25 protein-coding genes are annotated in these 22,451 nt (G+C 68.9%); 10 read left to right on the forward strand and 15 right to left on the reverse strand.

What is annotated here, in order from left to right:
* Window positions 1–148 precede the first annotated feature (148 nt).
* Complete coding sequence (locus E3T54_RS08060; protein WP_134475264.1) at window positions 149–589, forward strand: nitroreductase family deazaflavin-dependent oxidoreductase; 441 nt, start codon at window positions 149–151, stop codon at window positions 587–589.
* 13 nt (window positions 590–602) lie between these two features.
* Here E3T54_RS08060 and E3T54_RS08065 read toward each other — a convergent pair whose 3' ends face one another.
* From E3T54_RS08065 to trmD, 7 genes are all read right to left on the reverse strand, one after another.
* A complete protein-coding gene (locus E3T54_RS08065; protein WP_134475265.1) occupies window positions 603–2,075 on the reverse strand; it encodes a glyceraldehyde-3-phosphate dehydrogenase in 1,473 nt (490 codons plus the stop codon).
* A 31-nt stretch (window positions 2,076–2,106) separates the two neighbouring features.
* A complete protein-coding gene (locus E3T54_RS08070; RefSeq protein WP_066596196.1) occupies window positions 2,107–2,430 on the reverse strand; it encodes a DUF2469 family protein in 324 nt (107 codons plus the stop codon).
* Window positions 2,431–2,442: 12 nt separating this feature from the next.
* The gene (locus E3T54_RS08075) at window positions 2,443–3,090 is read right to left on the reverse strand and encodes a ribonuclease HII (protein ID WP_370255189.1); all 648 of its coding nucleotides are present in this window, start codon (window positions 3,088–3,090) and stop codon (window positions 2,443–2,445) included.
* Between the two features lie 3 nt (window positions 3,091–3,093).
* Window positions 3,094–3,843 (reverse strand): signal peptidase I, encoded by a 750-nt coding sequence (gene lepB / locus E3T54_RS08080; protein ID WP_134475266.1) that lies wholly within the window; start codon window positions 3,841–3,843, stop codon window positions 3,094–3,096.
* Between the two features lie 99 nt (window positions 3,844–3,942).
* A complete protein-coding gene (gene rplS, locus E3T54_RS08085) occupies window positions 3,943–4,290 on the reverse strand; it encodes a 50S ribosomal protein L19 (protein WP_092323588.1) in 348 nt (115 codons plus the stop codon).
* 190 nt (window positions 4,291–4,480) lie between these two features.
* Window positions 4,481–4,993, reverse strand: a complete 513-nt coding sequence (locus tag E3T54_RS08090) for an MFS transporter (RefSeq protein ID WP_134475267.1) — start codon at window positions 4,991–4,993, stop codon at window positions 4,481–4,483.
* 9 nt (window positions 4,994–5,002) lie between these two features.
* Complete coding sequence (gene trmD, locus E3T54_RS08095) at window positions 5,003–5,767, reverse strand: tRNA (guanosine(37)-N1)-methyltransferase TrmD (protein WP_134475268.1); 765 nt, start codon at window positions 5,765–5,767, stop codon at window positions 5,003–5,005.
* Between the two features lie 640 nt (window positions 5,768–6,407).
* Here trmD and E3T54_RS08100 point away from each other — a divergent pair.
* Window positions 6,408–6,785 carry an endonuclease domain-containing protein gene (locus E3T54_RS08100; RefSeq protein ID WP_134475269.1) on the forward strand — a complete coding sequence of 126 codons (378 nt, stop codon included), beginning with the start codon at window positions 6,408–6,410 and terminating at the stop codon, window positions 6,783–6,785.
* 217 nt (window positions 6,786–7,002) lie between these two features.
* On the opposite strand, the gene rimM is transcribed toward E3T54_RS08100, so the two are convergent.
* From rimM to rpsP, 3 genes are read right to left on the reverse strand one after another with little or no spacing between them, the layout of a single operon-like run.
* Entirely contained in the window at window positions 7,003–7,629 is a 627-nt protein-coding gene (gene rimM / locus E3T54_RS08105) for a ribosome maturation factor RimM (protein WP_134475270.1), read from the reverse strand.
* Between the two features lies 1 nt (window position 7,630).
* A complete protein-coding gene (locus E3T54_RS08110; protein WP_092323596.1) occupies window positions 7,631–7,867 on the reverse strand; it encodes an RNA-binding protein in 237 nt (78 codons plus the stop codon).
* Window positions 7,868–7,869: 2 nt separating this feature from the next.
* Window positions 7,870–8,298, reverse strand: coding sequence for a 30S ribosomal protein S16 (rpsP, locus tag E3T54_RS08115; protein WP_092323597.1), 429 nt, complete (start codon window positions 8,296–8,298; stop codon window positions 7,870–7,872).
* Between the two features lie 233 nt (window positions 8,299–8,531).
* Here rpsP and E3T54_RS08120 point away from each other — a divergent pair, with 233 nt between their 5' ends.
* Entirely contained in the window at window positions 8,532–9,668 is a 1,137-nt protein-coding gene (locus E3T54_RS08120) for a glutamate--cysteine ligase (RefSeq protein WP_134475271.1), read from the forward strand.
* 8 nt (window positions 9,669–9,676) lie between these two features.
* Here E3T54_RS08120 and E3T54_RS08125 read toward each other — a convergent pair whose 3' ends face one another.
* From E3T54_RS08125 to ftsY, 5 genes are all read right to left on the reverse strand, one after another.
* On the reverse strand, window positions 9,677–10,468 hold the full coding sequence (locus E3T54_RS08125; protein ID WP_134475272.1) for an LLM class F420-dependent oxidoreductase: 792 nt from the start codon (window positions 10,466–10,468) through the stop codon (window positions 9,677–9,679).
* 73 nt (window positions 10,469–10,541) lie between these two features.
* A complete protein-coding gene (locus E3T54_RS08130) occupies window positions 10,542–11,033 on the reverse strand; it encodes an META domain-containing protein (protein WP_092323605.1) in 492 nt (163 codons plus the stop codon).
* A 33-nt stretch (window positions 11,034–11,066) separates the two neighbouring features.
* Window positions 11,067–12,641, reverse strand: a complete 1,575-nt coding sequence (gene ffh, locus E3T54_RS08135; RefSeq protein ID WP_134475273.1) for a signal recognition particle protein — start codon at window positions 12,639–12,641, stop codon at window positions 11,067–11,069.
* Between the two features lie 97 nt (window positions 12,642–12,738).
* Window positions 12,739–13,242: a DUF2004 domain-containing protein gene (locus E3T54_RS08140; protein WP_134475274.1), complete on the reverse strand. Its 504-nt coding sequence runs from the start codon at window positions 13,240–13,242 to the stop codon at window positions 12,739–12,741.
* 9 nt (window positions 13,243–13,251) lie between these two features.
* Window positions 13,252–14,127, reverse strand: a complete 876-nt coding sequence (ftsY, locus tag E3T54_RS08145; RefSeq protein ID WP_134475275.1) for a signal recognition particle-docking protein FtsY — start codon at window positions 14,125–14,127, stop codon at window positions 13,252–13,254.
* A gap of 129 nt (window positions 14,128–14,256) precedes the next feature.
* Here ftsY and E3T54_RS08150 point away from each other — a divergent pair, with 129 nt between their 5' ends.
* The 7 genes from E3T54_RS08150 to E3T54_RS08180 all read left to right on the forward strand — a co-directional run bounded on the left by E3T54_RS08150 (window position 14,257) and on the right by E3T54_RS08180 (window position 22,450).
* Window positions 14,257–15,651: an FAD-binding oxidoreductase gene (locus tag E3T54_RS08150; RefSeq protein ID WP_134475276.1), complete on the forward strand. Its 1,395-nt coding sequence runs from the start codon at window positions 14,257–14,259 to the stop codon at window positions 15,649–15,651.
* Between the two features lie 60 nt (window positions 15,652–15,711).
* On the forward strand, window positions 15,712–16,431 hold the full coding sequence (locus E3T54_RS08155) for a sirohydrochlorin chelatase (RefSeq protein WP_134475277.1): 720 nt from the start codon (window positions 15,712–15,714) through the stop codon (window positions 16,429–16,431).
* Between the two features lie 164 nt (window positions 16,432–16,595).
* Window positions 16,596–18,314, forward strand: a complete 1,719-nt coding sequence (locus tag E3T54_RS08160; protein ID WP_134475278.1) for a nitrite/sulfite reductase — start codon at window positions 16,596–16,598, stop codon at window positions 18,312–18,314.
* Window positions 18,311–19,057, forward strand: coding sequence for a phosphoadenylyl-sulfate reductase (locus E3T54_RS08165; protein WP_241977128.1), 747 nt, complete (start codon window positions 18,311–18,313; stop codon window positions 19,055–19,057). The genes E3T54_RS08160 and E3T54_RS08165 overlap by 4 nt, the downstream gene beginning before the upstream one ends.
* Entirely contained in the window at window positions 19,054–20,013 is a 960-nt protein-coding gene (cysD, locus tag E3T54_RS08170; protein ID WP_134475280.1) for a sulfate adenylyltransferase subunit CysD, read from the forward strand. Before E3T54_RS08165 ends, cysD begins: the two co-directional genes overlap by 4 nt.
* The gene (locus E3T54_RS08175) at window positions 20,013–21,377 is read left to right on the forward strand and encodes a sulfate adenylyltransferase subunit 1 (RefSeq protein WP_134475281.1); all 1,365 of its coding nucleotides are present in this window, start codon (window positions 20,013–20,015) and stop codon (window positions 21,375–21,377) included. The genes cysD and E3T54_RS08175 overlap by 1 nt, the downstream gene beginning before the upstream one ends.
* Complete coding sequence (locus E3T54_RS08180) at window positions 21,374–22,450, forward strand: ABC transporter substrate-binding protein (RefSeq protein WP_134475282.1); 1,077 nt, start codon at window positions 21,374–21,376, stop codon at window positions 22,448–22,450. Before E3T54_RS08175 ends, E3T54_RS08180 begins: the two co-directional genes overlap by 4 nt.
* Window position 22,451: the final 1 nt, after the last annotated feature.

The following is a 22,451-nucleotide window of genomic DNA, read 5'->3' on the forward strand; positions in this document are numbered from 1 at the left end:
GCCCTCGGGCCTGCCGTCCCCGGGCTTGCCATCCCCGAACTCATTGTCCGGGTAAGTCAGGTACTCAGTGATGAGGTCCATGAGAACAGTCAATACCCGACCACCGACACTCGAAGGCGGCGACCCCAGAGCCTCGTAGGCTGGTCAGATGAGCCTTCGCAACAACCTGACCGACCTGATGATGCGGGCGATGAGCGGCGGGCATCGGGCCCTGCTGAAGCTGTCCGGCGGCCGGCTCCTGCGGTCGATCGGCACGATGCCGGCCGTCGAACTTCACACGATCGGGCGCGCGACCGGCCATCACCGGTCGACGATGCTCACGGCACCCGTGCACGGCGAGGGACGCTACGTCCTGGTCGCCTCCAAGGGTGGCGGGGACCGTAACCCCATGTGGTACCTGAACCTCGTCGCCAATCCGGATGTCGAGCTGACGGTCGCCGGCGCGACAACGCCCATGCGGGCCCGCACCGCCACCGCCGCGGAGAAGGCCGAGCTGTGGCCGAAGATCGTCGCCGCCTACCGCGGCTACGCGGACTACCAGCGCAGGACGACGCGGGACATCCCCGTGGTGATCTGCGAACCGCGCTAACCGACGAAGCTGACTACACGGTCGGCAGGAGCTCCACCGCGCGCACCCGCGGGAAGGCCGGCGGGTTGACCCCGGCCATCTCTTCGAGCACCCGGATGACCTGGCAGCTGTAGCCGAACTCGTTGTCGTACCAGACGTAGAGGATGGCCTTTTTGGCGGTGACGATCGTGGCCAGCCCGTCGACGATGCCGGCCCGGCGAGAGCCGAGGAAGTCGGTGGAAACCACCTCGGGCGAGTCGATGTAGTCGATCTGCTTGTGCAGGGTCGAGTTCAGCGACATCGTGCGCAGGTAATCGTTCAGCTCGTCCTTCGTCGTGCCGTTGACCAGGTTGAGGTTCAGGATCGCCATCGACACGTCGGGCGTCGGCACTCGGATGGCGTTTCCGGTGAGCTTGCCGGCCAGTTCGGGCAGCGCCTTGGCGACGGCCTTCGCCGCGCCGGTCTCGGTGAGCACCATGTTCAGGGCGGCCGAGCGGCCCCGTCGTTCGCCGGAGTGGAAGTTGTCGATGAGGTTCTGGTCGTTCGTGAACGAGTGCACGGTCTCGACGTGGCCCTCGACGATGCCGTACCGGTCCATGACGGCCTTGAGCACCGGCGTGATCGCGTTCGTGGTGCAGGACGCCGCCGTGACGATGACGTCGTCGTCGGTGATCGAGGAGTGGTTGATGCCGTGCACGATGTTCTTGAGCTCGCCCTTGCCGGGCGCGGTGAGCAGCACCCGTGCGACTCCGGGGCAGGCGAGGTGCTGGGAGAGGCCCTCCGCGTCACGCCAGCGGCCGGTGTTGTCGACGACGATGGCGTCGTGGATGCCGTAGGCCGTGTAGTCGATGCTGGCCGGGTCGCTCGAGTAGATGACCTGGATCAGCGTGCCGTTGGCGAGGATCGTGTTGTTGGTCGTGTCGACCGAGATCGTGCCCTCGAACGGGCCGTGCACGGAGTCGCGACGCAGCAGGCTGGCACGCTTGATGATGTCGTCGTCCGAGCCCCTGCGCACGACGATGGCCCGAAGCCGCAGACCCTGGCCGCCGCCGGCGTGTTCGATCAGGATGCGGGCGAGCAGGCGGCCGATTCGGCCGAAGCCGTAGAGCACGACGTCGGTGCTCGTGCTGTCGCCCTGTCCCCACCGGTCGACGACCTCGGCCAGTTCCTCGCGGAGGAATTCGTCGAGCGTGCGGCCGGCACCGTCGCGCTTCCAGGCGGCGCTGAGCCGGGCCAGGTCGATCGAGGCGGCGCCCAGTCCGAGGGTGCAGAGCGCCTGGAGCAGCGGCAGGGTCTCCTCGAGCGGCAATTCGACATCGTCGACCTGACGGGCGAAGCGGTGGGCCTTGAGCAGGCCGACGACCGACTGGTTGACCAGGCTGCGGCCGTGCACCGAGGTGACGACGTGGTTGTCCCGGTACAGCCGGCCGATAAGGGGAATCATCGCTTCGGCCAGTGCCTCCCTGTTGATCCAGGTTTCGCGGGCGCGGTCAGATGCGTGAGTCAAGAACAGCCTTCTGGTCGGTGAACGGGTGGTGCTACTCGTCGAGCGCGAGCTCCTTGGGAAGCTCAAATTCCTTGGATGCGAGTTCTTCCACGTTGACGTCCTTGAAGGTCAGCACGCGAACCGACTTCACGAAGCGGTCTGAGCGGTAGACATCCCACACCCACACATCCTTCATGGTCAGCTCGAAATAGAAGTCGTGCTCCGTGTCACGGCGAACGAGTTCAACCTCGTTGGCCAGATAGAAGCGCCTCTCGGTCTCGACGACGTATTGGAACTGTCCAACGACATCCCGGTATTCGCGATACAGGGCCAACTCGACTTCGCGGTCGTAGTCCTCGAACTCGTCTTCTTCCATGGTGACTCAATCCTACGCTGAGATCTTGAGCCAGGACTTGCGGTGCAGGTCGTTGGGCCCCAGCTCGACTATCGCGCCCATGTGCTGCGCGCTGCCGTAGCCCTTGTTCGTTGCCCAGCCGTAGCCGGGGTGCACGGCATCCGCCGTGATCATCAGGGCGTCGCGGTGCACCTTCGCGATCACGGATGCCGCGGCAACCGATCCGCAATCCTGGTCGGCCCGTACCCGGGTGACCACGGTCAGGGGCGTCTTCAGCGCCTTGTTCAGCCAGTCGTCAGCGCCGTCCAGGAGTACGACGCTGCCGGAAATGTCGACCCCGGCGGCGAACAACTCGGTGAGGGCCCGTTTGCCGGCGAGCCCCAGGGCCGCCATGATCCCCAGGCTGTCGACCTCCTGGGCGGTGGCGAGCCCGACGGCGGAGTGCAGCGCCCAGGCTGCGGCCAGCGGGGCGAGCACCAGGCGCCGCGGTTCGCTGAGCAGTTTCGAGTCGCGCAAGCCCACCGGGAAGGGGCCGACGGTTGCGTTGATCACGGCGAATCCCACGGCCACCGGCCCGGCCAGGGCGCCGCGCCCGACCTCGTCGCAGCCGATCACACAGTTCGCTCCCCCGGCCAGGAGAGCGAGTTCGGTCTCGAGGTCGGGCTCGACGACGGCCATCATCTTCTAATCGCGCGCCTCGTCGACCCCGCTGAACACGGCCGGGTAGTCATCCAGCCAGCCCCAGCGGTTCAGAGGCCAGCTGATCACGAAGGCGCGGCCGACGACGTTGTCCATAGGCACGAACCCGTTGCCGGGGGTGGTGCCGTTGTACCGGGAATCCTTGGAGTTGTAGCGGTTGTCGCCCATGACCCACAGGGAGTCCGCAGGAACGACGACGTCGAAGTCATCCTTGGACACCTCGGTTTCCCCGGGCGGAAGAGACACGTACGGTTCCTCAGAAAGCGGAACGCCATTCACGCTCATCTGGCCGAGGGCGTTGCAGCAGACGACGTGGTCGCCCGGCAGTCCGATCACGCGCTTGATGAGATGGTCGTTGCTGTCGGGAGCCGACAGTCCGACGACGGACAGGATCCAGTCGATCCCGGCCACGATGGCGTTCTGTTCGACCGGCAGCTGCGGCGGCAGCCATCCGCCCGGATCGCGGAACACGACGACGTCGCCGTGGTCGACCGGGAACATCCCGGGCTGGAGCTGGTTCACGATGATCCGGTCGTTCAGCAGCAGCGTCTGCTCCATCGAACCGGAGGGGATGTAGAACGAGCGGATCAGGAAGGTCTTGATCATGAACGAGATGAGCAGCGCGACCACGAAAATGATTACGAGGTCGCGAAGGAATAGTCCGACGCCGCGCTCCTTGCGCCGCGTCTCTGATTCCAGGCGATCTGATCGCGTGGGCAGAGTGTTTTCTGTCATTAAACCGCCTGAGCTCCGCACCCAGTTTAGGGGTGAGGAGCTCAGGGACGAATTCCCGGGGGCCTGCGAATCCGCTGTGAAGCGGGAGCAGACGCGGAATTAGTTGAAGCGCTTTTCCTTGATCTTGGCCTTCTTGCCACGGAGGTTGCGCAGGTAGTACAGCTTCGCGCGGCGCACGGCGCCGCGGGTGACGACCTCGATGTGGTCGATGACGGGAGAGTGCACCGGGAAGGTACGCTCGACGCCGACCTGGAAGCTCACCTTGCGAACGCAGAAGGTTTCGCGAACGCCTTCACCGGAGCGGCCGATAACGACGCCCTGGAAGACCTGGACGCGCGAGCGGGTGCCTTCAACGATGTTGACGTGGACCTTGACGGTGTCGCCGGCCCGGAAGGCGGGGATGTCTTTCCGCAGTGACGGGGCATCCACCTGGTCGAGAATATGCATGGTTTTTCGCTCTCTGTACCCGCCACAGGTCGACTACGAATAATGCTTCGCCACACGCGGTCCGCGCGTCGCCTCAGCAACCGATAAGTCAATGTGTGCCGCACACGGCGAATCTCCCCTGTGGCAGAGGTTTACCGCGGCACAAACGCCTATTCTGTCACGAAACCGGGCCGGACAGCAAAGCGGGCGCTCAGGGGTTCGTGGGCTTCTCCGGGATGACGATCACGTTGGGGTCGACAGGACGGGTTGGCCCGAGGTTGGTGGTGCCGAGGATCGTGGTCTCGGTGACCAGGGGTCCGGACGTGGAGTCGATGAACTCGATGACCTGGCGCACACGACGCCGAGCGGCGTCGAACAACTCCCAGAGCGCGAACCAGAATGCCGCGATGCCGGCCAGGACGGCCAGCAGCCACACCCCCGGCGCATCCGCCGCGTTGAACACGAGCCCGATGACGAGCGCGTGCCACAGGCCGAAGACGCCGACGTCCGGCCAGGAGACGGCCCTGGTCTCCCGCACCTCAGCGCGGGCGTAGACGAGCAGCGCGACGGCGAGCAGGGCGACGCCGAGCGCGATCGCGCCGATGATCACCCCGAGCACTTCCCAGGCGCCGGCGCCGAAGATCGACGAACCGACGAGCAGCCACACGGGAAGCGCGCCGATGGCGATGAACTGCCAGTAGTGGAAGATCCTGCGAACGATCACAGGACCAGATTATCCCTGCGCGCCGCCGATTTCCTCGGAGTTCGCTGGGGGCAGAAGGTCGGGACGCACCCGTGCGGTGCGTTCGAGCTGCTGCTCCCGGCGCCAGGCGGCGACGGCCCCATGGTTACCGCTGCGCAGCACCGGCGGCACGTCGAGCCCGCGCCAGAGCGCCGGCTTGGTATAGCTGGGGTATTCGAGCAGCCCGTCCTCGTGCGACTCCTCGACGAGGCTTTCCGGGTTTCCCACGACGCCGGGAATGAGGCGGCCGATCGCCTCGACCATGGCCATGACCGCGACCTCTCCCCCGTTGAGCACGTAATCGCCGAGGCTGATCAGTCGCACCCGGCCGCGACTGGCGAAATGGTCGAAGACGCGCTGGTCGATGCCCTCGTAGCGTCCGCAGCCGAAGATCAGGTTCGGCTCCTCGGCGAGTTCACGGGCGGTGGCCTGGGTGAACTGTTCTCCCGCGGGCGACGGGAAGATGAGCACCGGGCCGGTTGCGGCATCCGCCACCTCGGCGGGCACGGCGTTGGTCGCGGCGCCCGTGTCGGCGAGGATGCCGTCAAGCGCCTCACCCCAGGGCTCCGGCTTCATGACCATGCCGGCGCCGCCGCCGTACGGGGTGTCGTCGACGGTGCGGTGCCGATCGTGCGTGGAATCGCGCAGGTCGTGCACGCGCAGGTCGATCAGGCCGGTCTGGCGGGCCTTGCCCAGCAGCGAAATGTCGAGCACCCCGAAGAACTCGGGAAAGATCGTGACAATGTCGATGCGCATGACTGCGAGTCTACCGATCCGCCCTTCCGCCCTTCCGCGAAACCGCAGTTGTGCGCGCTAAGACGGGCGAATGACGCGCACAACTGCAGTTTCGCGGGATGTTACGGGTGAGCTCGGCCGGGGCGTCGTCGGGCCGCGCGGTCGGCGAGTCGGCGCGACGCGTGGGCGAGCACGCACAGCTGTGGCCGTACGCATCGCTCGGGGAGGGACGCGTACGGCCCGGGCTGGGGATGATCGACTCTCGTCCGGCCGCCGGGCCCCCGGCACGAACCCATGTCCGCTGGAGAATTCCAGCCCCGGCACGACCGCTTCTCCGCCGGAGAACGCCCCTCCACAGGCGGACGTTTGTGCACAGATGCCGGAGCCACGCGCCGCGGGCCTGCGCCCCCATTCACAGTGGAGCTCATGACCGACGTTGTGCGTGAACTCTCCCGCGAGGGCGGGGTGGCCCACGCCGCGACGCTCCGCTCGACTGGCATCACCCAGAAGCAACTGGAACGATCCGCCCGGCTGGGCATCACCGAGCGGATCCGGGCCGGCTGGTACTGCCTCGCCGGCGACGAAACCGACGAACCGGGGGTTACTCTCGGCAGACCGTCTCTCGACGGCGCTGGCCGGACTGCCCGACTCGCACGAGTGGATGATGGACCTCGTCGACTCGGGCTGCGGGTCCGGCCTGGAAACACTCACGCGGCTGGGGCTTAGGGCACACAACGTGACAGTCCGCTGCCAGGTGCATGTCCCCGGGATCGGTTGGCTGGACCTTCTTGTCGGTGACCGTCTCGTCGTGGAACTGGACAGCCAGAGGCACCACGACAACCCACAGGCATACGAGCGGGACCGCGCGCGCGATCTTGCGCTGGTCGAACTGGGCTACATCGTCGTTCGGGTGACCCACCGACGGGTCATGCAGGATTGGGCGTCGGTCGAACGGGCACTTCTGGCCATCGTTCGGAGACAAGAGCACCGCTGGCAGCCCCTCCATCGGGCCGCGGGGTTGGCCGTGACGCTCGACTGAGCGTCCTGCGGCCAATCACCGACTGGGCGCGCCGTTGATCCGGCCGCCGCAGTACTCGGGCGATAACTCCAAGCTGTGGCGGCACGCAGACCCCGTCGAGCGACGCGAGCGGCCAGGGCTGGGGATTATCGACAGGAGTAATCCGCCCTCCCGCGAAACCGCAGTTGTGCGCGATAAAAGGCGCGAATGACGCGCACAACTGCAGTTTCGCGGGGTGTTACGGGGAGGGAGGCGCTTCTGGGGCGGATGCGGCGGCATCCGCTTCGGGCAGCGTTTCCGCGGGGGCTTCGGGCTCCTCGGGGATCTCCTCGAAGAGTCCGGGAGGCGGGGTGATGGTGATGATGCCGGCCTTGACGTCGACGGACGGCACGATCGCCTTGACGAACGGCACCATGACCTCACCGGCCGGCGTCTTGACGATGAGCAGGTCCTGCGCCGGCAGGTGCTCGAGCCGGGCCAACGTGCCGACCTGGATGCCGTCGCGGACGACGGCGAGCCCGACCAGCTGGTGGTCGTACCAGGCGTCTTCCTCGTCCGACTGCTCGGCCGAGTCCTGGTCGATCCAGAGGATCGCCTTGGCCAGGGTTTCCGCCGCTTCGCGGTCGGGAACATCCTTGAAGAACCCGACGGCGTGCTGGTTGTACCAGCGCAGCTCGACGAGTTCGAGAGTCTTGCCGTGCCAGGGGGAGCTGGTCGGCACCTGGAGGGTGAACACGGCGCCCGGGACGAAACGTCGCCCCGGGTCATCCGTGAACAGTTCCAGCTTGATTGCGCCCTTGAGGCCATGGGCCTTCGTCAGGCGCCCCACGCGTAGCTGGGTGCGCTGCGGCGTGGAGTCGCTCACGTTAGAAATCAGTGTCAACGACGTCGACACGAACGCGCTTGCCGTCGGCCAGCGCGGCCACGAGGGTGCGCAATGCCTTGGCGGTGCGACCGGCGCGACCGATCACCCGGCCGAGGTCCTCGGGGTTCACACGAACCTCGAGAACATCGCCACGGGGTGAGTTCTTTGCAACAACGTGCACATCGTCCGGGTGATCAACGATCCCCTTGACGAGGTGCGCCAGCGCGGGAGCGAGCAAGATTACGCCTTGTCCTCGGTGGCCTCGGCGTCAGCCTCGGTCGTTTCGGCTGCGGGAGCCTCTTCCTTGACGACGGGCTTCTCGGCCTTCGGCTTGAGAACGGGCTTCTTCTTCTCGTCGGCGACGAAAGGAACCTTCGGCTCCTTGATCTTGACGGTGCTCTTCGCGTTCTTGTCGCCCTTGAAGATGCCCCAGTCGCCGGTCAGCTTGAGGAGAGCGGCAACCTGCTCGGTCGGCTGTGCGCCGACGCCGAGCCAGTACTGCGCACGCTCGGACTTGACCTCGATGACGGAGGGCTCCTGCGTGGGGTGGTAGATGCCGATCTCTTCGATGACGCGGCCATCGCGCTTGGTGCGCGAGTCGGCGACAACGATGCGGTAGTACGGTGCACGGATCTTGCCCATGCGCTTCAGACGGATTTTGACAGCCACAATTCTCCTGTGTTAGTGATGTTTGGCGAACTGACAGCCGTGAGCGTGGGGGCACACTCGGAGCAAGCTCAATATGGTTTTCCTGCGTCTGATTAGAGGGTCGGACGGCAAGATAACTCGACTAACCATTCTGTCAGACATCCCCCCGTTTGTGATAATCGGATCTCGCGGTGTCAGGATTGTTCGCAGACGCGGCTCCTCGAGCTGCTGCCGGCACCAGCAGAGGAGCGCACATGGGAATGGAATTCGCCCCCTCGGCTCGGTCGTCCGTGGGCATCGAGTGGGAAGTCGCGCTCGTCGACAACGCGACCGGCGACCTGGTCCCCCTCGCCGCCGAGGTGCTCGACGCTCTCCGCGCCGACGACGGGTCCCCGCACCCGCAGATCACCGGCGAACTCCTGCTGAACACGATCGAACTCGTCTCCGGCGTGCACACGAACGTTGCCGGGGCGGTCGCGGATGTCGTTGCCCAGCTGGACGAGGTGCGCGCCGTGACCGAGCCGCGCGGCGTGGGCGTCATCTGCAGCGGCTCGCATCCGTTCAGCCAGTGGTACGAGCAGGAGATCACCGACAAACCCCGCTATCACCGCCTGATCGACCGCACCCAGTGGTGGGGCCGCAACATGATGATCTGGGGCATCCACGTGCACGTGGGGATAGAAGACCGGGCCAAGGTCATGCCGATCCTGAACGGCATGCTCACCTACATCCCGCACCTGCAGGCCCTGTCGGCGTCCAGCCCGTTCTGGGCGGGAGTCGACACCGGCTACGCCTCCAACCGCGCCCTCATGTTCCAGCAGCTGCCCACGGCCGGCCAGCCGTGGATGCTGCGCGACTGGGAGGCGTGGGAGCGCTACGTCGACGACATGACCGTCACGGGCATCATCGAGGATGCGACGGAGGTGCGCTGGGACATCCGGCCGTCAGCGCGCTGGGGCACGATCGAGGTGCGGGTCTGCGACGGAGTGTCGACGCAGCAGGAGCTCGGGGCCATCGCCGCCCTGATCCACTGCCTGGTCGAATGGATGTCGACGGCCCTGGACGCCGGCGAGGACGTGCCGACGATGCCGCCGTGGTTCGTGCGGGAGAACAAGTGGCGGGCGGCCCGGTACGGGCTGGGCGCCCGGGTCATCCTCGATGCTGCCGGAGCGGAACGGCCGGTCACCGAGGACATCCGCAGGCTCATCGACGTGCTCTCCCCCGTCGCCGAACGTCTGGGCTGCCTGCCGGAGTTGCTCCAGTTGAATCTGATCATGAGCCACGGCGCCAGCTACCAGCGCCAGCTCGAGGTCGCGGAGGCGCACGGCGGAAGCCTGCCGGCCGTGGTCGAGGCGCTGAGCCGGGAACTCCGGACCGGGCTCGCGCTGTAGGCGCCGGGCTACGGCGCGTTCTTGCTGTCGCGCCAGGCGAGCCAGTCGACCACGGGCGCGAGGTCGTAGCGCGGGCCGGACACCCCGATCGTGAACAGCCGCGTGCCGAGGGCGTACAGCTCGTCGGCCTCGTCGACGCTGCGCCGGCGCAGCTCGGTGGAGATCTCGATCTCGGCGATGTCGCGGCCGACGGCGTCACACCAGCCGGCCAGTACGCCCAGCTTGTGCTCGAGCACCTGCGGGTTCGAGAAGGAATGCCAGATGTCGGCGTGCCTGGCGACGATGCGCAGCGTCTTCTTCTCGCCTCCGCCGCCGATCAGCACGGGGATGTCGCGGAGCGGCGGGGGGTTCAGCTTCGCCCATCTGGCCTCGATCCGCGGCAGGGCCGCCTCGAGGGCATCCAGGCGGGTCCCCACCGTGCCGAACTCGTAGCCGTACTCGTCGTAGTCGCGCCGGAACCAGCCCGATCCCGTGCCGAAGATGAAGCGTCCGCCGCTGATCTGGTCGATCGTGCGGGCCATGTCGGCCTGCAGGTCGGGGTTGCGGTAGCTGTTGCAGTTCACCAGGGCGCCGAGCTGGATGGTCGAGGTCTGCTCGGCCCACGCCGCCAGCAACGTCCACGACTCGAAGTGCAGGCCGTTCGGATCGCCGGACAGCGGGAAGAAGTGGTCCCAGTCGAAGACGACGTCGACCCCGAGGGCTTCGATCTCAGCCACCGTGTCCCTGATCGTGCCGATGGTGCCGTGTTGCTGGGCGACCTGCACGCCGAGGCGCACCGGCAGGACGGGTGCTGGGCTCATGCGGGCTGGGCTCATGCGGGCTGGGCTCATGCGGGCTGGGCTCATGCGGGCCAGACTACGCCTGCGGTTTCAGCTACGCCTGCGGCTTCAGCCGTTGCTCGCGGCCGGCGACGAGGGTCGCCGTGACCTCGCCGGCGGCATCCATCAGGGTCAGCGTGTCGCCGTCGACGGCCACCGTCTTCGCGTCGGCGAAGAGGGTGGGCAGATCTTTGCCGTCGCAGTAGATGAGGGTGTGCGGCCCTGCAGTCGTCGTGATGGCGCCGCCGGATTCGAGCTCCCAGGTGCCCCGCACGCCGTTGCAGCCGTCGGAGCCGGCCCAGGTGCCATCGGCGGCGATCGTCAGGAACGGCTGGGTTTGAACCTGGAAGGTCGCGTCGACGACCCAGGTTCCGACCAGGTCCTCCGGGGCGGGGCCGGCCGGGGCGCTGCTGGGCGGCCCGGAAGGCCGGTCGCCGGACGGCCCGGCGCCGGTTGCGCACCCGGCCAGGAGGGCGACCGCAAGGACGGCGGCGGTGAGGGCCAACGCGCCAAGGATGAGAACGAGACGTGTGTTGCGCGTGCGCATCCGCTGCCTCCCCGCTAGATGAGTGGTGTGAGCCTACCGCCCGAGCATCTTCTGCAGGGCGGCCATTTCTTCTTCGCTCGGACCGCCGGGCTTCTGCGCCCCGCCGCCCAGCCCGAAGCCCGAGCCGCCCGGAACGCCCGACTCGGCGGCCGGCTTCTCGCCGGCCGCCAGGGCCGCGTTCTCCGCCGCTCGCCTGGCCGGGTTGCCCGACTTCGAGCCCTTCTTCTTCGGCTGCTGCTTGCCGCGACCGCCACCGAAGCTGCCGCCGGGGATCGGGCCCATGCCCGGGATGTTCGGCGTGCCTCCGCGGGCGACGGTCTTCATCATCTTCGCGGCCTGCTCGAAGCGCTGGACGAGCTGGTTGACCTCGGTGACGGTCGAGCCGGCACCGCGGGCGATCCGCAGCCGGCGGGATCCGTTCAGCAGTTTCGGAGTGGCCCGCTCGGTCTTCGTCATCGACTGGATGATCGCCTCGGTGCGCACGATCTCGCGGTCGTCGAAGTTCTCCAGCTGCGCCTTCATGGCGCCGGCGCCCGGCAACATGCCCATCATCTTCTTGATCGAACCCATGTTGCGCAGCTGCTGCATCTGGCCGAGGAAGTCGTCGAGGGTGAAGGTGTCGGTCGAGAACTTCTCGGCCATCTTCCGGGCTTCGTCCTCGTCGAACGCGCCCTGCGCCTGCTCGATCAGGGTGAGGATGTCACCGAGGTCGAGGATGCGGCTGGCCATGCGGTCGGGGTGGAACGGCTCGAAGTCGTCGAGGCTCTCGCCCGTGGACGCGAACATGATCGGCCGGCCGGTGAGGGAGGCGATGGACAGCGCTGCGCCACCGCGTGCGTCGCCGTCGAGCTTGGTCAGAACCACGCCGGTGAAGTCGACGCCGGCCTGGAACGCCCGGGCCGTGCTCACGGCATCCTGCCCGATCATGGCGTCGATGACGAAGAGAACCTCGTCCGGGTCGATGGCGGCGCGGATGTCCGCGGCCTGCTTCATCATGTCGGCGTCGACGCCGAGGCGGCCGGCCGTGTCCACGATGACGACGTCGTGCAGTTTCTGCTGGGCGAACTTCACGCCGTCGCGCGCGACCCGGACCGGATCACCCACGCCGTTGCCGGGCTCGGGCGCGTAGACGGGCACGCCGGCCTGGGCGCCGACGACCTCGAGCTGGGTGACCGCGTTCGGGCGCTGCAGGTCGGCCGCGACGAGGATGGGCGTGTGGCCGTCTTTGGCCAGCCACTTCGCGAGCTTGCCCGCGAGCGTGGTCTTGCCGGCACCCTGCAGGCCGGCCAGCATGATGATGGTGGGCGGCTTCTTGGCGAACTCGAGGCGGCGCTGCTCGCCGCCGAGGATCTGCACGAGCTCCTCGTTGACGATCTGCACGACCTGCTGGGCCGGGTTCAGCGCCTTGTTGACCTCGTCGCCGAGGGCGCGTTCGCGCACCTTGCCGGTGAACTCCTTGACGACCTCGAGCGCGACATCCGCTTCGAGGAGGGCGCGACGGATCTCGCGGACCGTGCCGTCGACATCCGCGGCGGAGAGCTTGCCCTTCGTGCGGAGATTCTTGAAGGTCTCGGCGAGGCGATCTGAGAGGTTTCCAAAAGTAGCCATTGTGAACCCAGTTTACGTGCCGCCGTCAACCCGAGACTGCAGTTGTGCCGCTTATTCGGCACGGATAACGCGCACAAGTGCGGTTTCGCGGGGAGGGTCAGCTTTCGATGGCGAGGGCCACGGTGTCGCCGTGCACATCGATCGTGACGACGATCAGGGAATCGGTGTCGTCGGGGCTGATCGAGTAGTCGAGCAGGGCGAAGTGTCCCTCGCTGGCGCTGTGGTGCGGGTGGAAACCCACCCGCTGCAGCCGCAGGGAGCGCAGGAAGTCGATCTGCTTGTCGCCCGAGTCCCAGATGATGGCGTCGTCGAGGGCCTCGGCGTCCATCTCCTCGAAGTGCTGCTCGATGTAGTGCGCGGTGAGGCTCTTCTCGGAGCTGAGGTCGGCGACGAGCGACTCCCTGGCCGCGGCGTCGAGTTCTTCGAGCGAATTGATCATCGCGGCGGCGATGTCGAGCGCCTCGACCGAGACCGAATCCTCGTCCGGGGAGCTGAGGTCGACCTCGACGGCCTGGTCGCCGAGTTCCGCGGACTCCGACCAGTACACCTCGCCCTCATCGTCGCTGCCGAGAATGCCGAAGAAATCGTGTTCGATGGTCATGAGTGGTTCCTATCCGACGAGTTTTTTAGCGAAGACATGCGGCGTGAATCCGGTGAGGTCGTTGATGCCCTCACCCTGGCCGACGAGTTTGATGGGAATGCCCGTTTTCTCCTGCACGGCCAGCACGAAGCCGCCCTTGGCCGACCCGTCGAGCTTGGTGAGCACGAGCCCGGTCACGCCGGCGTGCTCGATGAACGCCTCGGCCTGGGCAAGGCCGTTCTGGCCCGTGGTGGCGTCGAGCACGAGGAGCACCTCGGCGATCGGGGTCTGCTTCTCGATCACCCGGCGGATCTTGGTGAGCTCGTCCATCAGCCCGCTCTTGGTCTGGAGCCGGCCCGCGGTATCGATGATCACGATGTCGATGCCGTTGTTGATGGCCTTCTCGACCGTCTGGAAGGCGACGGATGCCGGGTCCTGGCCCTGCGCCTGCGGCCGCACGATGTCGGCGCCGGCCCGCTCGGCCCAGGTCGCCAGCTGCTCGACGGCGGCCGCACGGAACGTGTCGGCGGCCCCGATCAGTACGCTGCGGTCGTAGCCCCGGAGGAACTTTGCGAACTTGCCGATGGTCGTCGTCTTGCCGACGCCGTTGACGCCGACCACCAGCACGATCGCGGGGCGCGCGCTGAGGGTGAGGGTGGAGTCGAGCCTGGCGAGGCGTTCCTCGATGCCCTCGCGGAGCATCCGCTGCAGGTCGGTCGGGTCGGTGGTGTTGTACTTCGCGACCTTCGCCCGCAGTTCGGTGAGGATGCCGTCGGTGACGTCGGGGCCGAAGTCCGCCTGGATCAGCGCGTCTTCGAGGTCCTCCCAGGTCTGCTCATCGATCGTCGGCTTCGCGAACATGCCGCGCAGCGCGCCGGAGAGTGACCAGGAGGTGCGTTCAACCATGCCCCTAGCCTAGGGCGCGCGCCGGGTCATCCGGGGGGGCATCCCCCCGGCGCCGGGTCGATAATCGCTTCGGGTCTGGTTGGACCAGGGGGAACACAACCCATCGAACAGCCATCGAAAGGAACCTCCATGTCGCAAACCACCGAGATGGATCCCACCCTGAGCGCCCTCGCCGCCTCCTTGAGCGGGCGACTCATTCGTCCCGGCGACGCCGACTGGGACACGGTCAGGGCGCCGTGGAACCGGGCGGTCGAACAAGACCCTGCCGCGGTCGCCATCCCCGCCACCGTGGACGGCCTGCGGCAGATTGTGGCCGCGGCCCGCGCCGGGCGTTTCGAGATCGCCGTGCAGCCGAACGGCCATGGCGCGAGCAGCGACGTGCGCGGCTGCATCCTGGTACGCACCTCCGCCTTCGACGAGGTGACGGTGAACGCAGACGAGCGCTACGCCCGGATCGGTGCCGGCGTCAAATGGGGCGCCGTGCTGCCGCGCCTGACGGGAACGGGCCTGATCGCCCTGGCCGGCACGAACCCGGACGTGACCGTCGCCGGGTACCTGCTCTCGGGCGGGCACTCCTGGTTCAGCCGCTGGAAGGGACTCGCCGCCCACTCCATCCGCGCCATCGAGTTCGTCGATGCGCACGGGCGCTCCCGCCGGTTGGACTCGGCCCACGGCTCCGCCGAGGGTGACGCCGAGCTGCTCTGGGCGATGCGGGGCGCGGCCGGAATGCTGGGCATTGTCACGGCCCTCGAAATCGACCTGTACCCCGCTCCGGCCCTCTTCGGCGGGAAGATCCTGTTCCCGATCGAGGCGGCCGGCGCCGTGCTCGACGCGGTCGCCGCGATCATGGCCACGGCACCGGATGAGCTGACGATGTTCGCCGGGCTGATCAACATGCCCGACGTGGAGATGGTGCCCGAGCCGATGCGCGGTCACAGCTTCGCGACCGTCGACGTCGTCTTCGTCGGCGACGCCGACACGGCCGGTACGCTCCTGGCCCCGCTGCTCTCCGCCGCGCCCGTCATCGCCAACCTCATGCAGCCGTTCGACATCGGGCACCTGGGCGAGGTCGCGGCCGAACCCTCGGATCCGGTCGGGAGCCTGGACTGGAACGCGGCGATCAGGGGGCTCGGCGACGACGGATTCGCGCCGCTGATCGAGGCCTTCAGGGAGGCGACGCCCGCCGGGCTCACCATGGTGCAGCTCCGGCCGCTCGGGGGCGCGATAGCCGATCCGGCGCCGGAGGCGACGGGCATCGTCGGGCATCTCGAGTCGAAATACCTGGTGTTCGCCGGCGCGATCCTGCTGGATCCGAGCCGCAGGATCGATCCGGCGGCAGTGTTCGGACCCATCGACCGGGCCCTGACGGGGATGACCGAACGGCGCATGGTGCCGACGCTGCTCTCCCCCGGCCAGGACCTCTCCGCCGCCCTCCCGCCGGAAAGCCTGGCTCGACTCGGGAAGGTGAAATTCGCCCACGACCCGGACAGCCTGTTCCGGAGCAATCGGCGCCTGCCCGGCTGACTCTGCCCGGCCGACGACGCGCGACGTAACACCGTGGGCGTCGGCCCACAGAATGGAAGGGTGACGACCACCGCCCCCGCGCTCGCCGGCATCGCCCACGGCACCTCCTCGCCCGCCGGCCAGGCCGCCGTGGCCGCCCTCATGCGCGCGGTCGCCGATGCCGAGCCGCTGCTCACCGTCGCGCTCGGCTTCGTCGACGTGCAGCACCCGGATGCGCCGGAAACCCTGGCCGCGCTTCCGGCCGGACTGCCGGCGGTCGTTGTTCCCCTGCTGCTGTCGGCCGGCTACCACGTGCACGTCGACCTCACCGAGGCGGTGCGCGCGGTGACCGACCGCACCGTGCTGCTGGCCGGCGCCCTCGGTCCCGACGACCGGATCGTCGAGCTGCTGCGGGACCGGCTGGAGCAGGCCGGCCTCCGGGACGAGGACGTGGTCGTGCTCGCCGTGGCGGGGTCGAGCGACGCCAGGGCGGTCGCGGATTGCCGCGTCGTCGCCGAGCGCCTCGCGGCGGCATCCGCTCGCCCGGTTGGCCTCGGCTTCCTGTCCGCCGCGGAGCCGAGGCTGGCCGACGCGATCGCGGCCGCCCGGCGGGACAACCCCGGGCGACGCATCGTGGTCAGCAGCTACCTGCTCGCCCCTGGCTTCTTCCAGGACCTCGTCGAGGGCGCCGGGGCAAGCATCGCCACCTCACCTCTGCTGGTTCCGGGGTCCGCCGTTCCTCGGCAGCTCGTCGACGTCGTGGTCGACTGTTACCGCTCGGCGCGGGCGCCGGCACAGTAGACCGGGCTGTCTCTTCGCGCGCCCGTGTGACGCCCCACTACCCCGCGTGACCGGCCGTGACCGGCCCACGTGACGGGGGCTCGGGCGCTGGCTACCGTCGTACCCAGCGCAGTTGTCGGACACCGTTTTCCGTCCGCGACTGGCCGATACAAAAGGAGCAGACCATGTCGCCCAGCCCGACCCCCAGCATCACCAGCGCCGCGCCCACGCGCCCGCCGCGACCGGCAACGCGCCCCCACGGACAGTGGAAGGTCGACGGCACCGCCCCGCTCAACGGCAACGAGAAGTGGAAGCAGGAGGACGGCGGGCTGAGCGTACGGGAGCGGATCGAGCAGGTCTACTCCAGGCAGGGCTTCGACTCGATCGAGGACACCGACCTGCACGGCCGATTCCGCTGGTGGGGGCTGTACACGCAGCGCAAGCCCGGCATCGACGGCGGCAAGACCGCCACGCTCGAGCCACATGAGCTCGAGGACAAGTTCTTCATGCTCCGTGTGCGCATCGACGGCGGCCAGCTCACCACCGCCCAGTTGCGGGTCATCGGCGAGATATCCGAGGAATTCGGCCGGGACACCGCCGACCTCACCGACCGGCAGAACATCCAGCTGCATTGGATCAGGGTCGAAGATGTCCCCGAGATCTGGCGCCGCCTCGAAGCCGTCGACCTGCAGACCACGGAGGCCTGCGGCGACGTGCCCCGCGTCGTGCTCGGCTCCCCCGTTGCCGGCATCGCCGTCGACGAGCTGCTGGACCCGACCGACGCGATCACCGAGATCACGGCGAGGTACATCGGCGTCCCCGAGCTGGCGAACCTCCCCCGCAAGTTCAAGACGGCCCTGACCGGCCACCCGAGCCAGGACGTCGTGCACGAGATCAACGACGTCGGCTTTGTCGCCCTGCGGCACCCGGAGCTCGGCCTCGGCTACGACCTCTGGGTCGGCGGCGGCCTGTCAGCCAGCCCCCGCCTCGGCGAGCGCCTGGGCGCCTTCGTCTCCCCCGACAAGGTCGCCGACGTCTGGCTCGGCGTCGCCTCCATCTTCCGCGACTACGGCTACCGGCGGCTGCGCAACAAGGCCAGGCTGAAGTTCCTGCTCGCCGACTGGGGACCGGAGAAGTTCCGCAGGGTGCTCGAGGACGAATACCTCCACGAGGCACTGCCCGACGGCCCGCCCGCGCCCACCCCGACGCAGCAGGGCGACCACGTCGGCGTGCACAAGCAGAACGACGGCCGGTTCTACATCGGAGTCACGCCCTTCGTCGGGCGCGTCTCCGGCACCATGCTCACCGGGCTCGCCGACCTGCTCGAGCGGCACGGCTCGGGCCGGCTGCGCACCACGCCACACCAGAAACTCGTGCTCCTCGACATCAGCGAGGAAGACGTCGAACCGCTGATCACGGCGCTCGACGCGCTCGGCCTGGCCGCCCGTCCGAGCCTGTTCCGCCGCTCGACGATTGCGTGCACCGGGATCGAGTTCTGCAAGCTTGCGATCGTCGAGACCAAGCAGACCGCAACCGACGCCGTGCTCGAACTGGAGACACGCCTCGCCGGCCTCGACCTGCCGCAGCCGATCAGCCTGCACGTCAACGGATGCCCCAACTCCTGCGCCCGCATCCAGACCGCCGACATCGGCCTCAAGGGGCAGCTCCTCTCCGACGGAGACGGCGGCCAGGTGCCCGGGTTCCAGGTGCACCTCGGCGGCGGGCTCGCCTCCGTCGGCCGCGATGAGGCCGGCCTCGGCCGCACCGTGCGCGGCCTCAAGGTGACCGCCGTCGACCTGGCCGACTACGTGGAACGGATCGTCCGCCGCTTCCTCGCCGACCGGGCCGAGACGGAAACCTTCGCCCAATGGGCGCACCGAGCCGACGAGGAGGCGCTCCAGTGAGCCGTATCGATGTCAACCAGCCCGATGTCAACCAGCCCGCGGCCGCGCGGCGCAGCGTAGAGCAGCTCCGTTCTCTGTCGGAACAGGGCGCGATCGAACTGGGCGAGGCATCCGCCGCCGAGGTCATCGCCTGGGTCGCCCGCAACTTCGGGACCGACGCCGTGGCGGTGGCCTGCTCGATGGCGGATGCCGTGCTGCCGCAGCTCGTCGCGCAGCAGCTGCCGGGCGTGGATGTGCTGTTCCTCGACACGGGCTACCACTTCCCGGAGACTCACGCCACCAGGGACACCGTCGCCGGCACCCCGGGCGTCACCATAGTCGACGTGCTGCCGGAGCAGAGCGTTGCCGAGCAGGACGCCGCACACGGCACCGACCTCTTCGCCCGCGACCCCGGCCAGTGCTGCGCGCTGCGCAAGGTCGCTCCGCTGCAGCGCACCCTCGCCGGGTACGAACTCTGGTTCACCGGGGTGCGCCGCGACGAGGCGCCGACCAGGGCCGGCACACGTCTCGTCGAATGGGACGAGCGCAACGGCCTGGTCAAAGTGAACCCGCTCGCCGCCTGGACCTTCGACGAGCTGATCGACTACGCCGCCGCCCATGGCGTGGCCGTCAACCCGCTCCTGGGCCAGGGGTTCCCGTCCATCGGCTGCGCCCCGTGCACGAAACCCGTCGCCGCCGGCGAAGACCCCCGTTCCGGCCGCTGGGCCGGACTCGAGAAAACAGAATGCGGACTGCACCTATGAGCGCCCACGACATCGCCACGGCACCCCCGGCAGCCGCTGCACCCCCGGCGACCGCGCGCCCGCACCGCCTGACCCAGCTGGACGTGCTCGAGAGCGAGGCGATCCACATCATCCGCGAGGTGGTCGCCGAATTCGAGCGCCCGGTGCTGCTGTTCTCCGGCGGCAAGGACTCCGTCGTCATGCTCCACCTCGCCGCGAAGGCGTTCTGGCCCGGCCGCGTGCCGTTCCCGGTGCTGCACGTCGACACCGGCCACAACTTCCCGGAGGTCATCGCGTTCCGCGACGCCACGGTCGCCCGGCTCGGCGTCTCCCTCGAGGTGGCCGGCGTGCAGGACTACATCGACGACGGCCGACTGCAGGAACGCGCCGACGGCACCCGCAACCCGCTGCAGACGGTGCCCCTGCTCGACGCCATCGCGGCCGGCCGGCACGACGCCGTCTTCGGCGGCGCCCGGCGCGACGAGGACAAGGCCCGCGCCAAGGAGCGCATCATCTCGCTCCGCGACGAGTTCGGCCAGTGGGACCCGCGCAACCAGCGCCCCGAGCTCTGGAACCTCTACAACGGCCGCCACACGGTCGGCCAGCACGTGCGCGCCTTCCCGATCAGTAACTGGACCGAACTGGATGTCTGGCGCTACATCGAACGCGAAGGCATCGAGTTGCCCCCGCTCTACTACGCCCACGACCGCGAGGTCTACCTGCGCGACGGCATGTGGCGCGCGGTCGGGCCGGTCAGCGCCCCGCTGGCCCACGAAACCGTCGAGGTGCGCACCGTGCGCTACCGCACGGTCGGCGACATGAGCTGCACCGGCGCCGTGGAATCGGATGCCGCATCCGTGCACGCCGTCGTGCGGGAGGTCGCCCAGTCGACGCTCACCGAGCGGGGAGCCACCCGGGCCGACGACCGCATCTCCGAGGCCGCCATGGAAGATCGCAAGAGAGATGGGTACTTCTAATGACCGACACACTCCTGACCGAAGCCGTGTGGCCGAGCGCGCTGCCGGGAAGCCCGCTCCAGGGCACGCTGTTCCGCTTCGCCACTGCCGGCTCCGTCGACGACGGCAAATCCACGCTCGTCGGCCGGCTGCTGCACGACTCGAAAGCGATCCTCGCCGACCAGCTCGACGCGGTCACCCGCACCTCGTCCGAGCGCGGCTTCGGCGGCGCGGCCGGCGGAATCGACTTCGCCCTGCTCACCGACGGCCTCCGCGCCGAGCGGGAACAGGGCATCACCATCGACGTCGCCTACCGCTACTTCGCCACCGCCCACCGCTCGTTCATCCTCGCCGACTGCCCCGGCCACGTGCAGTACACCCGCAACATGGTCACCGGCGCGACCACCGCCGACGCGGTCGTCGTGCTCATCGACGCCCGCAAGGGCGTGCTCGAGCAGACCCGCCGCCACCTCTCGGTGCTGGCCCTGCTCCGCGTGCAGCACGTCATCGTCGCGGTGAACAAGATCGACCTGCTGGGCTACGACGAGGCCGCGTACACCGAGGTCGCCGCCGACGTGCGCGCCGTCACCGCCGAGCTCGGCCTCGGCGCCGTGCACGTCATCCCCGTGTCGGCCCTGGTCGGCGACAACGTCGTCGACCGCTCCCCGCACACCCCGTGGTACGACGGCCCGAGCCTGCTCGAGCTGCTGGAGACTCTCCCCCTCGTCGACGAAATCGAAAGCGAGACCCGGGCCTTCCGCCTGCCCGTGCAGCTGGTCCTCCGCCCGCAGGGCGCCGTCGTGGTGCCCGAGGAAGACGCCCCCCGGTACCGCGACTACCGTGCCTACGCCGGCCAGGTCGCATCCGGCACGCTGCGCGTCGGCGACACCGTCACCGTCAGCCCCGGCGGCGGCAGCACCGTCGTCACCGGCATCGACTTCGCCGGAGCGGAACTCGACCTGGCCTTCGCCCCGCAATCGGTGGCGCTGCGGCTGCGGGACGACCTCGACATCGCCCGCGGCGCCGTGATCGCCGCGGCCGGCACCCTGCCCCCGCAGGTGAAGGAGCTGACCGCCGCGCTGTTCTGGCTCGACGCCAGGCCGCTCGCGGCCGGCGCCCGGGTGCTGGTGAAATTCGGCACCTCCACGATCCAGGCCATCGTGCCGGAGATCACCGGACGCCGCAGCCTCGACACCCTCGCGATCGAGGCCGCCGACCGCCTCGAGGTCAACGACATCGGGCAGGCCACCGTGCGCCTCGCCTCTGCGCTGCCGCTCGAGACCTACGCGGAGAACCGCCGCTCCGGCGCGTTCCTCGTCATCCACCCGCAGGACGGCGCGACGCTCGCCGCCGGCATCGTGCTCGCCGCCGGCGGTGCCTCGTGAGCCGGGCCGGCCGCCTTCCGGCCGCGCTCTTCGCCGCGCTGCTGGCCACCGGGCTGGTCGCCGGGCTGAGCGGATGCTCGGCGAGCGCCTCCGCGGACGCCCCGGCCGGCGGCCCTGCCGCCGAACTCCGGCTCGGCTACTTCGACAACGTCACCCACGCCCCGGCCCTGGTCGGGCTGGAAAAGGGGTTCCTCCAGGGCGCCCTCGGCGACACCGAACTGACCGCCCAGGCCTTCGCCGCGGGCCCCGCGGTCATCGAGGCGCTCAGCGCCGGCGCCATCGACGCCGCCTACGTCGGCCCCAACCCGGCCGTGAACACCTTCGTGCAGAGCGCGGGCGCCTCGGCGCGCGTCGTCGCCGGGGCGGCCAGCGGCGGCGCGGCTCTCGTGGTGCGGCCGGGCATCGACACTCCGGCCGATCTGGCCGGCACGACCCTGGCGACCCCGCAGCTCGGCAACACCCAGGACGTCGCCCTGCGCGCCTGGCTCGGCACAGAGGGCTTCGAGACCGACACCACCGGCGGCGGCGACGTGCGCATCACCCCGACCGAGAACGCCCAGACCCTCGCCCTGTTCCAAAGCGGGCAGATCGACGGGGCCTGGCTCCCCGAGCCGTGGGTGTCCCGTCTCGTGATCGAGGCCGGCGCCGAGGTGCTCGTCGACGAGGCGTCCCTCTGGCCAGAAGGTGCCTTCCCCACCACCATGCTGCTCGTGGGGAGCGACTTCCTCCGGGACCACCCGGACACCGTGCGCGCCCTGCTCGCCGGGCACACGGCATCCGTCGCCTGGCTCGACGGTCACGCCGACGAGGCTGGCGCCGTCATCAACGCCCGCCTGGCCGCCGACACCGGCAAGCCGCTGCCGGGCGCCGTGATCGAACGCGCGCTCGGCGCGGTACGGTTCACGACGGATCCGCTCGCCGGGACGTTCCCCACGCTGCTGCAGGCCGGCGTCGACGCCGGCACGGCCAAGCAGGGAAACCTCGACGGCCTGTTCGACCTGACGCTGCTGAACGCCGTGCTCGCCGAGTCCGGCGCCGACCCGGTCTCGGCCGCCGGCCTCGGGGCGGAGTAGA

The organism is Cryobacterium sp. Sr8, assembly GCF_004403225.1.
GTDB lineage: Bacteria > Actinomycetota > Actinomycetes > Actinomycetales > Microbacteriaceae > Cryobacterium > Cryobacterium psychrotolerans.

Coding starts and splice junctions, on each gene's coding strand:
- E3T54_RS08075 (WP_370255189.1), bottom strand. CDS start 3,090: ATGATGGCCGTCGTCGAGCCCGACCTCGAGACCGAACTCGCTCTCCTG.
- rplS (WP_092323588.1), bottom strand. CDS start 4,290: ATGCATATTCTCGACCAGGTGGATGCCCCGTCACTGCGGAAAGACATC.
- E3T54_RS08125 (WP_134475272.1), bottom strand. CDS start 10,468: ATGAGCCCAGCACCCGTCCTGCCGGTGCGCCTCGGCGTGCAGGTCGCC.
- ffh (WP_134475273.1), bottom strand. CDS start 12,641: ATGGCTACTTTTGGAAACCTCTCAGATCGCCTCGCCGAGACCTTCAAG.
- E3T54_RS08070 (WP_066596196.1), bottom strand. CDS start 2,430: ATGGAAGAAGACGAGTTCGAGGACTACGACCGCGAAGTCGAGTTGGCC.
- E3T54_RS08150 (WP_134475276.1), top strand. CDS start 14,257: ATGTCGCAAACCACCGAGATGGATCCCACCCTGAGCGCCCTCGCCGCC.
- trmD (WP_134475268.1), bottom strand. CDS start 5,767: ATGCGCATCGACATTGTCACGATCTTTCCCGAGTTCTTCGGGGTGCTC.
- cysD (WP_134475280.1), top strand. CDS start 19,054: ATGAGCGCCCACGACATCGCCACGGCACCCCCGGCAGCCGCTGCACCC.
- E3T54_RS08160 (WP_134475278.1), top strand. CDS start 16,596: ATGTCGCCCAGCCCGACCCCCAGCATCACCAGCGCCGCGCCCACGCGC.
- E3T54_RS08120 (WP_134475271.1), top strand. CDS start 8,532: ATGGGAATGGAATTCGCCCCCTCGGCTCGGTCGTCCGTGGGCATCGAG.
- E3T54_RS08130 (WP_092323605.1), bottom strand. CDS start 11,033: ATGCGCACGCGCAACACACGTCTCGTTCTCATCCTTGGCGCGTTGGCC.
- E3T54_RS08140 (WP_134475274.1), bottom strand. CDS start 13,242: ATGACCATCGAACACGATTTCTTCGGCATTCTCGGCAGCGACGATGAG.
- E3T54_RS08175 (WP_134475281.1), top strand. CDS start 20,013: ATGACCGACACACTCCTGACCGAAGCCGTGTGGCCGAGCGCGCTGCCG.
- lepB (WP_134475266.1), bottom strand. CDS start 3,843: ATGACAGAAAACACTCTGCCCACGCGATCAGATCGCCTGGAATCAGAG.
- E3T54_RS08100 (WP_134475269.1), top strand. CDS start 6,408: ATGATGGACCTCGTCGACTCGGGCTGCGGGTCCGGCCTGGAAACACTC.
- E3T54_RS08060 (WP_134475264.1), top strand. CDS start 149: ATGAGCCTTCGCAACAACCTGACCGACCTGATGATGCGGGCGATGAGC.
- ftsY (WP_134475275.1), bottom strand. CDS start 14,127: ATGGTTGAACGCACCTCCTGGTCACTCTCCGGCGCGCTGCGCGGCATG.